The organism is Kosakonia sp., assembly GCF_032104925.1.
Classification (GTDB): domain Bacteria; phylum Pseudomonadota; class Gammaproteobacteria; order Enterobacterales; family Enterobacteriaceae; genus Kosakonia.
Map to the genome: position 1 here is coordinate 111,475 of NZ_DAMCGF010000013.1, position 12,523 is coordinate 123,997.

The window sequence follows — 12,523 nt, forward strand, 5'->3', positions numbered from 1 at the left end:
GTGTTTATGCAACGAGGGATAGTCTGGATCGTTGATGACGATAGCTCCATCCGTTGGGTGCTGGAACGCGCGCTCACCGGAGCTGGCTTGAGTTGTACAACGTTTGAAAGTGCCAATGAAGTGCTAGACGCACTCACCACCAAAACCCCGGATGTACTGCTTTCGGATATTCGTATGCCAGGGATGGATGGTCTTGCGTTACTGAAACAGATCAAACAGCGCCATCCGATGCTCCCGGTCATCATTATGACCGCGCATTCCGATCTTGATGCGGCGGTAAGCGCGTATCAGCAAGGGGCATTCGATTATCTGCCTAAACCGTTTGATATCGACGAAGCCGTTGCGCTTGTTGAGCGCGCTATCAGCCATTATCAGGAACAGCAGCAGCCGCGCAATGTGCAGGCCAGCGGCCCGACAACTGACATCATCGGTGAAGCACCGGCGATGCAGGATGTGTTTCGCATTATCGGTCGCCTGTCGCGCTCGTCGATCAGCGTATTGATTAATGGTGAATCGGGGACCGGTAAAGAACTGGTGGCTCATGCGCTGCATCGCCACAGTCCGCGTGTGAAAGCGCCGTTTATCGCCCTCAATATGGCCGCCATTCCGAAGGATTTGATTGAATCGGAACTGTTTGGTCACGAAAAAGGGGCGTTTACCGGCGCGAATACAATTCGTCAGGGACGTTTTGAGCAAGCCGATGGTGGGACACTGTTTCTGGACGAAATAGGCGACATGCCGCTGGATGTGCAGACTCGGTTGCTGCGCGTGCTGGCCGATGGCCAGTTTTATCGCGTTGGCGGCTATGCGCCAGTGAAGGTCGATGTCCGTATTATCGCAGCCACACACCAGAACCTGGAACAGCGCGTTCAGGAGGGCAAATTCCGTGAGGATCTGTTTCACCGCCTGAATGTGATCCGCGTTCATTTGCCGCCGCTGCGTGAACGCCGGGAAGATATTCCGCGTTTAGCACGCCACTTTTTGCAAGTCGCCGCCCGTGAACTGGGCGTGGAAACGAAACAACTGCACCCGGAAACCGAAACCGCGTTAACGCGTCTGGCATGGCCGGGTAACGTCCGCCAGCTGGAAAACACCTGCCGCTGGTTAACGGTTATGGCCGCAGGCCAGGAAGTGTTGATTCAGGATTTGCCAGGCGAGTTGTTCGAAACCAGCGTGCCGGACAGCCCTTCGCAGAGCCTGCCGGACAGTTGGGCAACGCTGCTGGCGCAATGGGCGGATCGCGCATTACGTTCCGGTCATCAAAACCTGCTTTCAGAAGCGCAACCGGAAATGGAACGTACCTTGCTGACCACGGCGCTACGTCACACGCAGGGTCACAAACAGGAAGCGGCGCGGCTGCTCGGATGGGGTCGTAATACCCTGACGCGTAAGTTGAAAGAACTGGGAATGGAGTAGCGTGCGGGTGAAGTGTAAAGAATGAACCGCGATCGCAAATTGCCGTTATTTTGCGCTTTACTGTTACCGGCAGTGACGTATGATCTTGCCCGTTCATGGGAGAGGTCATCATGCTGGAATCATTAATCAATGTGGTCACTGCAGGCGTAGAAGCTGGCGCGTCGGCAAGCCACACACCGCAAACAGCCATCGCGGCTGTTCTGTGTGCCGCGCTGGTTGGGCTGTTTAGCTAATCTTCGCGTTATGCTGCGCTTATCAGGCCTACAGAACGTGTTTTGTAGGCTTGATGCGCCATCTCGTTAAATCACACGTGAAAACTGCTGCAAACGCGCCTTGCGCCGCAGATAAACATCGAAACACATGCAGATATTGCGGATCAGCAAACGCCCTTTCGCTGTGACTTGCAATCCCTGCTCGTTCATTACCACCAACCCGTCCACCACCAGCGGCGCCAGCAGGCGCAAATCCTCGGCAAAATAGTCACGGAAGTTGAGATCCCAGGCACGTTCCACCGCATCGAACTCAAGGCGGAAGTTGCAAATCAACCCTTTGATCACATCACGGCGAATACAGTCGTCACGGGTTAACGCGATACCGCGCCACAGCGCATTTCCGCGCTCGTCCACTTGCTGATAATAGTGTTTCAGCTCTTTTTGGTTTTGCGCGTAGCTATCGCCGATCATGCTAATAGCAGAAACGCCCAACCCCAGCAGATCGCTGTCGCCCTGCGTGGTGTAGCCCTGGAAATTACGATGCAATACACCTTCTCGCTGAGCAATAGCCAGCTCGTCGTCCGGGCGGGCAAAGTGATCCATGCCAATAAACTGGTAACCGGAGCCGGTCAGCGAAGCGATGGTCTGCTGCAAAATATCGAGCTTCTGCTGCGCCGTCGGCAAATCAGCGTCTTTGATTTTGCGCTGTGCGGCGAATAATGTTGGCAAATGGGCGTAGTTAAAGACGCTCAGGCGATCCGGACTAAGCGCCGCCACGCGTTGTAACGTAAAAGCGAAGCTTTCCGGCGTCTGTTTTGGCAGGCCATAAATCAGGTCAATATTGGTCGAGGTAAAACCAATATCGCGGGCATGATTGAGCAGCGCGAAGATAAAGGCTTCATCCTGCTCGCGGTTAACCAGACGCTGAACCTCTTTGTTGAAATCCTGCACGCCCATGCTCAGGCGATTAAAGCCCTCGCTGCGCAGATGATCGAGCACATCCAGTTCGATTTCGCGCGGATCAACTTCGATCGAGATTTCCGCATCAGCATTAAACGCAAAATGACCGCGCAGCAGGCTCATCAGGCGGCTGATTTGCGCTTTGTTCAGGTAAGTCGGTGTTCCCCCGCCCCAGTGCAACTGGCTGACGTGGCGACCTGAAAATAGCGGCGCGCGGTGAATAATTTCCTGCTCGAGCGCGTCCAGATATTGATCGGCTTTATGCTGCTGGCGGGTGACAATCTTATTGCAACCGCAGAAGTAGCACAGCTTGTGACAAAACGGGATATGCACATATAGCGACAGCGGTCGCTCAGGATAACGCGCCACAGCCTGGCGAAAATCGTCTTCGCCGTAAGCGTCGGAAAACTCCAGCGCGGTAGGATATGAGGTGTAACGCGGCCCGGAATAGTTATATTTCTGGATCAGGGCCAGGTCCCAGTCGATGACTTGCTCAGACATTGTTTACTCCTTCCGATGACGCCGCTGGCGGTTCCGGCGGCCCGGCCTGACCTCGTTTCGGGTCATAAGCCGGTTGCGCAGCCACAGCTTGCGCCGCGACAACCGCTGTAGTTTAACGAATAACCACACCAGATAACATATAACCGGAAGGGTTATAAGCAGGACAGAAAGCCCCATAGAAAAGGATTAGTTGCCGCCTTTCAGCAGACGCATCATATCTTCTTTGCCTTCTTCTTCCTCTTCTTCGTCATCATCGTAAGAGAGGCCAAGCTTCTGCATCAGCTCATCAATGCGGTCCAGTTTGGCATCGACCCACGCTTGATCGTCAGCGCTCAGGGTTTCACCCTCTTCCAGACGTTCCAGTAGCGCGTCCAGGCGCTCATCCGTTTCCAGCATTTCCAGCTCAGCCTGCGGTGAAAGCATAGGTTTCTCGCTCTTAGGTTTGTGCTGCTTGTTGACCGGCGTGTCGGTGACACCCAGCGGGATCGGTTTTTTACTGCCAATACGCGGATCTTTTTGCTGTTTACCCCTTCCGGAGCCAGAAGCGCCGTCGCCACCGTTCGCACGGCTGCCTGAAGCATTACCGCGGTGCTTTTTCTCACGCTTACGATCGCGGCCTTCCTGATTTAACTCTTCACGGGTTTTACGGCGCACTTTACCGCGCGGATTGGTGGACGGTTTTTTCATATTAGTGGTCTTAAGTCGTTTTTCATCAGTATAGAATTGCGGCGGAATCTAGCAGAAAGCAAGCAAAGAAAAAAGGCGACAGTGCAAACTGTCGCCTTTTTTCTTGACCCTTCACCCGTAATGGGTTTTACATTCCGTGTTCGCTATCAACTTGCCCTGTTTATCCGTTAGCGTAGAACGTTCCCTGTTACGGTTCCTTTTCCTTGTTCAACGTCTTCTGACGTTTGTCTCCGGTCTTCGCCTCCTGGCGCTCCTGACCCCTCATTCCGTGAGTTATCCTTCCACAAGCAGCATCCGGCCTTGGTGGGTTACTTTACCCTTCTGAGCTAAACTGACAAGCAGGAAAAGCCCTGCAACCCGCAGTTTAAGAAAATTCTATATACATAACCCTTTGATTAAATAACTTTTAGCCATCTTTTAATCTGCAACTTCTCCGAAAGTTCGTATAACGAAAAGGGCAAATATCTTACATAGCGCGCGGTAATGGCTCACAGCAGAGTTTCTGGCGAGAAAAACAGCCTTTTGCGTGGGTTCAGGTATAATCGCCGCATGCTTTGACGATGGAGACGACCATTTTGACTAACTGGAATTACCAACAGACGCACTTTGTCACCAGTGCGCCTGATATTCGCCACTTACCCGCTGATACCGGCATTGAAGTGGCTTTTGCTGGCCGCTCCAACGCAGGTAAATCGAGCGCACTTAATACCCTGACTAACCAGAAAAACCTGGCGCGAACCTCGAAAACGCCCGGCCGTACGCAGCTGATCAACTTGTTTGAAGTCGCTGAAGGCAAACGTCTTGTCGACTTGCCGGGTTACGGTTACGCGGAAGTGCCGGAAGAGATGAAACTCAAATGGCAGCGCGCACTGGGCGAATACCTCGAAAAACGCCAGTGCCTGCAAGGTCTGGTGGTGCTGATGGATATTCGCCATCCCCTGAAAGATCTTGATCAGCAGATGATCCTGTGGGCAGTCGAGAGCAATCTGCAAGTGCTGGTGCTGCTGACCAAGGCGGATAAACTGGCCAGCGGTGCGCGGAAAGCGCAGCTGAATATGGTACGTGAAGCTGTGCTTGCTTTTAACGGCGAAGTACAGGTTGAAACCTTCTCGTCGCTGAAAAAACAGGGCGTGGATAAACTTCGTGAGAAACTGGATGGCTGGTTCAATAACCTGCCGTCAGTGGAAGAAGAAACGGGCGAGTAACCTTCCTATCAAGCGTGGCATTCGCCGCGCTTTTTTCTTTTTTTCGCACAATAAAAAACGCCCCAGTCATTTCTGACTGGGGCGGCTAAATATTCAGCCAAATCCGATTACGTGAAGTAAAAGGTCTGAAAGATAGAACATCTTACCTCTGTACCCTACGCGAATAACTCTACTCCCTTTTTAGATCCGGACAAAGCACTTTTTGTAATTTCTTTTCAATTTTTACATAGGGAATTCTAATGATTGTCACAAAACTCACGGTGATTTGTTGCTTACTTACAGAAAAAGCTCTTTACCCACCGAACACTTAGTGCGCTTGATCCCAGTTTTGACCGCTCCCGACTTCCACCAGCAACGGCACATCCAGTTTAGTGCTGCTCTCCATCAGTTCATGGATCTTTTTCGACACGGCCTCAACATCATCTTTGTGCACTTCAAACACCAGTTCATCGTGTACCTGCATGATCAACCGCACGCGCGGTTTCTCGCTTTGCAGCCAGCTATCTACAGCGATCATGGCGCGTTTAATGATGTCCGCAGCCGTGCCTTGCATTGGAGCATTAATCGCCGCACGTTCCGCACCGGCTCGTCTGGCCCCATTGCTGGATTTGATGTCCGGCAGGTAAAGACGACGCCCGTCCAGTGTTTCAACATAGCCACGCTCTTTCGCCTGTGCGCGGGTACGCTCCATATATTCCAGCACGCCAGGATAACGCTCGAAGTAAAGATCCATGTACTTCTGCGACTCTTTACGCGGGATATTGAGCTGGCGCGATAAGCCAAAGGCGCTCATGCCGTAAATCAGCCCAAAGTTGATCGCTTTCGCGCTGCGGCGCTGCTCGTTACTGACACTTTCCAGTGGCAAACCAAACACTTCTGCCGCTGTTGCGCGATGAATGTCTTTACCTTCGGCAAATGCAGACAGCAAGCCTTTGTCGCGTGACAGGTGCGCCATAATACGCAGCTCGATTTGCGAGTAGTCCGCCGAGACAATGACGTAATCTTTCGGCGCGATAAAGGCCTGGCGAATACGGCGGCCTTCTTCATTACGTACCGGAATATTTTGCAGGTTCGGATCGGTCGAAGATAAACGGCCCGTTGCCGTCACAGCCTGATGATACGAGGTATGCACGCGCCCGGTTTTCGGGTTAATCATCAGCGGTAGCTTATCGGTATAGGTCGATTTCAGCTTCGCCAGCCCACGATGTTCGAGAATGACTTTTGGCAGTGGGTAATCCAGCGCGAGCTCTTCGAGCACCTCTTCCGACGTGGACGGCGCGCCACCAGGCGTTTTCTTCAACGGCTTAATGCCCTGCTTCTCAAACAGAATGGTTTGCAACTGCTTGGTTGACGAGAGGTTAAACGGCTCACCCGCAATTTCGTGCGCCTTTTTCTCCAGCTCTGCCAGGCGCAGCGTCAACTCTTCGGAGTGCTTGTGTAACACGGCGGGATCGATATTGACGCCGTTACGCTCGATACGCGAAATTACCGGCACCAGCGGCATTTCGATGTTCTGGAAGACGTTCAGCGGCCCGGCATTGTTTTGCAGCTCCGGCCACATCTTCAGATGCAGTTGCAGCGTGACATCGGCATCTTCCGCCGCATAACGCCCGGCCTGCTCAAGATCGATCTGATTAAAGGTCAGTTGGTTTTTACCTTTACCAGCGATCTCTTCAAAGGTGATCGTTTTGTGCTTCAGCCAGCGCTCGGAGAGACTGTCCATATCATGACGGCCAGCGACGCTATCCAGCGTGTAGGATTCCAGCATGGTATCGAAGGCAATACCGCGCAGTTCAATGCCGTAATTTTCCAGCACGCCGCGATCGTATTTAAGGTTCTGCCCCACTTTACGGACATTTTCATCTTCCAGTAGCGGTTTCAGCAATTCCAGCACGCGTTCGCGCGGAATTTGATCCGGAGCATCAAGATAATCATGCGCAACTGGCACATAAGCCGCGATACCCGGTTCGGCCGCAAAAGAGAGGCCAACCAGGTTGGCGCTGATATTGTCCAGGCTGTCGGTTTCCGTATCGAAAGCAAAGAGCGGTGCGCTTTTCAGTTTGCCAATCCATGTTTGCAACGTCTCTTCATCGAGAATGGTGACGTAATTTTCCGCTGACAGCGCAGCTGCGGGAATATCAGCTTCTGCCTCAATCTCAATGGTTTCCTGCGGTTTCGCCGCCGGTTTACTGCCTTTCGCCTGGAGCCACTTGCCCGCTTCTACATCTGCACTCCAGCGTTTGAATTCATATTTCTTAAACAGCTCAAGGAGCTCCTGCGCCGCAGGCTGCTGAACTTCCAGTTGTTCGCAGGTCAGATCCAGTTCAACATCCGTTTTGATCGTGGCCAGTTGGTAAGAGAGGTAAGCCACCTCTTTGTTCTGCTCAAGCTTCGCCGCCATGGTTTTGGCACCGCGGAAGGTGAGTCCGGCGATTTTATCCGATTCGGCATAGAGCGTATCCAGGCCGCCCAGCCCTTGTAGCAGCGCCTGCGCCGTTTTCTCGCCAACACCTGGCACACCTGGAATGTTATCTGAGGAGTCCCCCATCAGAGCGAGGAAATCGATAATTAACTCCGGCGGGACACCATATTTTGTCACCACTTCATCCGGGCCAAGGATCGTGTTGGTCATGGTATTGATAAGCGTAATATTTTGCGTCACCAGCTGCGCCATATCTTTATCACCTGTGCTTATCAGCACGGGCCGCCCCGCTTTTTCGGCTTCACGCGCCAGCGTGCCGATGACATCATCCGCTTCAACGCCGGAGACCGCCAGTAACGGCAATCCCATCGCTTTTACCATGGTGTGCAGCGGCTCAATTTGCGCACGCAAATCGTCCGGCATTGGCGGGCGATGTGATTTGTAATGCTCAAACAGTTCATCACGGAAGGTTTTGCCTTTCGCATCAAACACCACCGCAGCATGTGTCGGCTGGTATTGCAAAATCAGGCTGCGCAGCATGTTGAGCACGCCGTACATAGCGCCAGTAGGCTCACCGGCGCTGTTGGTCAGCGGCGGAAACGCATGATACGCGCGATAAAGGTAAGACGAGCCGTCAACAAGGATAAGTGGGTTTTCTGGGATCTGAACCATGATGTCCATGCCTGTTTATCAAATTATGGTTAAAGGATGCCACAGACAGGGAGAAAACATGAGTTTTTCGCGGAAAATGCCGAAAAGATTTCGCGATCGTCGGGATCGCTCGCATAAACATCCTGTGGATAAGTTTGTGAATAGTTTTAATCAGGCTGGACTTTTGTGCCATTTCGCCGATCGCAGGATTATACAAATCATTTATATTCAATGGGTTATAATATAAAAGATGATCGTTATTGCTATTTGCTGACAATTTACGCTGTGTGGATATAAGTAATTTTGATTTGATTTATTGCCAATAATTCCTCAGGTATTACCAGCAAGGTTTAAGCATTCCTGATAACCGTTTTCTGTTAAGATCTGCGCCTTGCGCTTGTTTTAGTGTGCTTTTAGCAGCTAACTTTCTGAATAATATAACTATGTCGAGATTCCTTGCGGTAGCCACTCTATTTTTGAGTGTCCTGCTCACCATATTGGTTACCATTTTTTGCTCCGTGCCCATTATTATCGCCGGAATGCTCAAGCTGTTAATTCCCGTTCCTGCGGTATGGCGCGCGATCTCCGCTTTCTGCAATTTTATGATGTATTGCTGGTGTGAAGGGCTTTCCTGGTTATTGCATCTCAACCCTTATTTAAAATGGGATGTTGAAGGGCTGGAAGGCCTGGATAAGAAAAACTGGTATTTGCTGATCTGCAATCATCATAGCTGGGCAGATATTGTGGTGTTATGTGTACTGTTTCGTAAACATATTCCCATGAACAGATATTTCCTTAAACAGCAACTGGCGTGGGTACCTTTTATTGGCCTAGCCTGCTGGGCGCTGGATATGCCTTTTATGCGCCGTTACTCCAGAAGTTATCTGATTCGCCACCCTGAGCATCGGGGTAAAGATGTCGAAACTACGCGCCGTTCATGCGAGAAATTTCGCTTTCACCCAACCACCATTGTGAACTTTGTTGAAGGCTCACGCTTTACAGAAGAAAAGCGCCAACAGACACGCTCTTCTTTCAAAAACCTGCTGTCGCCAAAAGCAGCAGGTGTTGCCATGGCGCTAAATGTATTGGGTAAACAGTTCGATAAATTGCTTGATGTTACGCTCTGTTATCCGGAAAACGACCGGACGCCATTCTTTGATATGCTCAGCGGTAAGCTGACGCGTATTGTCGTGCGAGTCAATTTATTGCCGGTGGATGAAGCGCTACATGGGGACTACGTTAACGATAAGAATTTTAAACGGAGTTTCCAGCAGTGGCTGAATAAACTGTGGCTTGGAAAAGACGAACTGATTGATACTATCAAAGCAGAATACAAAAACGCCGGTCAGTGACCGGCGTTATTTTTACTTCTTCTCAACCAGATATTTCACAGTATTTGCGTAGTCCTGAACGAAGGCGTCCAGGCTGCTCCCGTCCATACCCTGCAGGTTAACCTGGTATTTCCCGTTAACAAACATGGCAGGAACGCCCTGCAGTTGTAAATCCGCAGCCGCTTTTTCTTGCTGAGCAACCAGCGATTTCACCACGAAGCTGTTCCACGCAGCGTCATACTCTTCGCCTTTCACGCCCGCGCTGATGAAGACATCGCGAATATCTGCAACAGACTTCACGGTTTGCGTTTTCTGCACGGCTTCAAACAGTGGAGAGGTGATTTTATCCTCCACACCAAGCGCCATGGCCACAGCCCACGCCTGCGTCATCTCTTTACCCAGTGGGCCTAGGAATTCCACGTGGTATTTGGTCATTTTTGTCCCTTCTGGCAGCTTCTTCTTCACCGCGTCAGCAACATGCCAGACCTGCTCAAAGTCATAGCAGTGCGGGCAATAAAACGAGAAGAACTCAAGCACCTGCGGCTCTCCCGCCACTGGCTTATCAAGCGTAATAAATTGCTTGCCGTCTGTAGGTTGTGCTGCTGAGGCGCTAAAAGCCAGAATCATTCCTGCCAGCGCCAGCCAAATCTTCTTCATGGTCAACTCTCTCCATTTAATACATTGGTGTTAATGCTAAAGGTGGTTCTTGAAGAACTTTCACCTGTTCAAGAAAAATCAATATTTGCCTGCGCCAGTGATCTTCACTACTCAGCCACGGAAAATTTTGGGGAAATGCTGGATCGTCCCAACGACGAATCAGCCATGCCAGATAGTAAACCAGGCGCATGGCGCGTAGCGGCTCCATTAACCCCAGCTCAGCCATGTTGAATTCACTGAATTCTTCGTAGGCCTCGACAATTATCTCCAGTTGCATACGCTGCTCGGCTTTATCGCCGTGTAGCAACATCCAGAGATCCTGTACGGCGGGGCCATTACGGGCATCGTCTAAATCAACGAACATTGGCCCGTCTCGCCAGAGAATATTCCCTGCATGGCAGTCACCATGCAGACGCAGAAGATTAAAACGGTTATGCCATTGCGCCATTACAGCATCGATAAGCTTATCGGCTGCACGCAAAAATTCATCTTTTAAACCAGAAGGAATGAGCGTTGATGTTTCAAAGAGTTGGCGTGGCTCAATCAGATATTCTTTAACGCCTATTTCAGGACGACTTGTAAAACGCTTTTTACTGCCGGTTTGATGCATACGGCCAAGGTAGCGGCCCACCCACTCCATTTGCTCCAGGTTGTCGGCTTCAAACTGACGGCCGCCAACGCTTGGGAAAACGGCGAAAAAGAAGTCCTGATGCGTGAGTAAGGTTTGATTGTTGAAAGCGAGCGGCGCCGCAACCGGCACGTCATCACGCTGCAAATTTAAAGCAAATTCATGCTCTTCAAGAATTTGTTCTGCAGACCAACGCGCCGGGCGGTAAAACTTCACCACATAGCGTTTGCGATCTTCATCCTGAAACTGATAAACGCGGTTTTCATAGCTGTTAAGCGGGGTAAGCCCGGAATCCACCCGGATCCCCTGCTCAAACAGCGCATCCATAATGGTATCCGGGTGTAATGTCTGGAAAGTAAAGGTGTTGCAGGTCATCCTGGGATCCGAAAATACGACTAATAATTCAGGATATCATTTCGTAGCGTATTCGGTTGCGCCGCTTACAAGCTTTTACTCTTTAATTACGCCGCGCGCGCGCAACAGCGCGGTTTTAAAATCCTCTTCATAATCCTTCTGAATGCCGGGGATCACCGCATCTTTCGAGGAGTCGCGCATTTTCAGGTGATAGATCAGGATGTCATCACTTAAATCCACCAGGTCGCCTTGATAACCTGACTCTTGCGCCAGTTTCTGCAAAAATTGCACTAAATTAAGCTCTGGCTCTTTTTGCCATGCGGGTTGGAGAAGTTCGATAACTTCATTCAGGCGTTTACATTTCATAATCGTGCTCCTTACTCTGGGTACAGACACGTTAGCAGGGTAAAACCCACAATAAAAGAGGCGATAAGGGTGGCGGACAGTAGTGCAGTAACAGGGGTGGTGCTGGCAGGAGGAAAAGCCTCGCGGATGGGTGGAAAAGATAAAGGGCTGCAGGAATTAAATGGCAAACCGCTGTGGCAACATGTTGCGGAACGGCTGGCGCCACAGGTATCCAGCTTAGTTATCAGCGCCAATCGAAACCTTGAAATCTATCGCGCCAGTGGCTTACCCGTCCTCACAGATACGCTGGATGATTTTCCCGGCCCGCTGGCGGGAATTCTCTCCGTTATGCAGCAAAGCGATGGGGAGTGGTTTCTGTTTTGCCCGTGCGATACGCCGCGTATACCAACGGATCTTATGGCTCGGTTACAAAAGAACCGGCAGCATAATGCGCCGGCAGTGTGGGCTAATGATGGTGAACGAGATCACCCGGCCATTGCTCTGGTTCACCGCAGCGTTTTACCATTTTTGCAGAATTATCTCGCCAGCGGCGAACGTCGAGTGATGGTATTTATGCGACAAGCCGGAGGACATTCGGTGGATTGTAGTGATGTGAAATCCGCATTCGCTAATGTGAACACCCCTGATGATCTCGCGCACTGGCAGGAGAGAACATGATCCCATTACTTGCTATTGCTGCCTGGAGCGGAACCGGCAAAACGACGCTGCTTAAGAAGTTGATTCCAGCTCTCTGCGAACAAGGTATTCGTCCGGGCTTAATCAAACATACTCATCACGATATGGACGTCGATAAGCCCGGTAAAGACAGCTATGAATTACGTAAAGCAGGTGCGGCGCAAACGTTGGTTGCCAGTTCACAACGATGGGCGTTAATGACAGAAACCCCAGATGAAGCCGAGCTGGATTTGGCATATCTGGTTAGCAGAATGGATGCAACAAAACTGGATCTGGTATTAGTCGAGGGTTTTAAACACGAGGCAGTGCCTAAGATCCTGCTCTGGCGGCATGACTGCGGTCATGATTTAGCGGAGTTAACGCTGGACAAGCACGTTATCGCCATTGCCAGTGATATTCCTCTGAGGCAGGGTGTGCCGGTACTAAACCTGAATGATATTGAGCAGATAGTAACGTTT

Annotated in this window: 12 protein-coding genes; 6 read left to right on the plus strand and 6 right to left on the minus strand. The window is 51.1% G+C overall.

Annotated features, from left to right (window positions below):
* Positions 1-6 precede the first annotated feature (6 nt).
* Both glnG and RT644_RS20665 read left to right on the plus strand, forming a co-directional pair.
* Positions 7-1,416, plus strand: a complete 1,410-nt coding sequence (glnG, locus tag RT644_RS20660) for a nitrogen regulation protein NR(I) (protein ID WP_020455888.1) — start codon at positions 7-9, stop codon at positions 1,414-1,416.
* Between the two features lie 110 nt (positions 1,417-1,526).
* Complete coding sequence (locus tag RT644_RS20665; protein WP_141399381.1) at positions 1,527-1,649, plus strand: YshB family small membrane protein; 123 nt, start codon at positions 1,527-1,529, stop codon at positions 1,647-1,649.
* Positions 1,650-1,715: 66 nt separating this feature from the next.
* Here the strand turns inward: RT644_RS20665 and hemN are convergent, their stop codons facing one another.
* Entirely contained in the window at positions 1,716-3,089 is a 1,374-nt protein-coding gene (gene hemN, locus RT644_RS20670; RefSeq protein WP_313627902.1) for an oxygen-independent coproporphyrinogen III oxidase, read from the minus strand.
* Between the two features lie 186 nt (positions 3,090-3,275).
* Positions 3,276-3,776, minus strand: coding sequence for a Der GTPase-activating protein YihI (gene yihI, locus RT644_RS20675; RefSeq protein ID WP_017460097.1), 501 nt, complete (start codon positions 3,774-3,776; stop codon positions 3,276-3,278).
* A gap of 575 nt (positions 3,777-4,351) precedes the next feature.
* Here yihI and yihA point away from each other — a divergent pair.
* Entirely contained in the window at positions 4,352-4,981 is a 630-nt protein-coding gene (gene yihA / locus RT644_RS20680) for a ribosome biogenesis GTP-binding protein YihA/YsxC (RefSeq protein ID WP_313627915.1), read from the plus strand.
* 307 nt (positions 4,982-5,288) lie between these two features.
* On the opposite strand, the gene polA is transcribed toward yihA, so the two are convergent.
* Positions 5,289-8,075 carry a DNA polymerase I gene (gene polA / locus RT644_RS20685; protein WP_313627904.1) on the minus strand — a complete coding sequence of 929 codons (2,787 nt, stop codon included), beginning with the start codon at positions 8,073-8,075 and terminating at the stop codon, positions 5,289-5,291.
* Between the two features lie 422 nt (positions 8,076-8,497).
* On the opposite strand from polA, the gene RT644_RS20690 reads away from it, so the two are divergent.
* Positions 8,498-9,406 (plus strand): acyltransferase, encoded by a 909-nt coding sequence (locus RT644_RS20690; RefSeq protein ID WP_313627917.1) that lies wholly within the window; start codon positions 8,498-8,500, stop codon positions 9,404-9,406.
* Between the two features lie 12 nt (positions 9,407-9,418).
* Here the strand turns inward: RT644_RS20690 and dsbA are convergent, their stop codons facing one another.
* The 3 genes from dsbA to RT644_RS20705 all read right to left on the minus strand — a co-directional run bounded on the left by dsbA (position 9,419) and on the right by RT644_RS20705 (position 11,390).
* Positions 9,419-10,042 carry a thiol:disulfide interchange protein DsbA gene (gene dsbA / locus RT644_RS20695; RefSeq protein ID WP_020455881.1) on the minus strand — a complete coding sequence of 208 codons (624 nt, stop codon included), beginning with the start codon at positions 10,040-10,042 and terminating at the stop codon, positions 9,419-9,421.
* Positions 10,043-10,058: 16 nt separating this feature from the next.
* Positions 10,059-11,045, minus strand: a complete 987-nt coding sequence (locus tag RT644_RS20700) for a serine/threonine protein kinase (protein WP_313627905.1) — start codon at positions 11,043-11,045, stop codon at positions 10,059-10,061.
* 75 nt (positions 11,046-11,120) lie between these two features.
* Complete coding sequence (locus RT644_RS20705) at positions 11,121-11,390, minus strand: YihD family protein (RefSeq protein WP_017460091.1); 270 nt, start codon at positions 11,388-11,390, stop codon at positions 11,121-11,123.
* Positions 11,391-11,459: 69 nt separating this feature from the next.
* Between RT644_RS20705 and mobA the strand changes: the two genes are divergently transcribed.
* Both mobA and mobB read left to right on the plus strand, forming a co-directional pair.
* Positions 11,460-12,047, plus strand: a complete 588-nt coding sequence (gene mobA / locus RT644_RS20710; RefSeq protein WP_072051652.1) for a molybdenum cofactor guanylyltransferase MobA — start codon at positions 11,460-11,462, stop codon at positions 12,045-12,047.
* On the plus strand, positions 12,029-12,523 hold a 495-nt coding region (gene mobB, locus RT644_RS20715), incomplete at its 3' end, for a molybdopterin-guanine dinucleotide biosynthesis protein MobB (RefSeq protein ID WP_313627919.1). The genes mobA and mobB, both read left to right, overlap by 19 nt.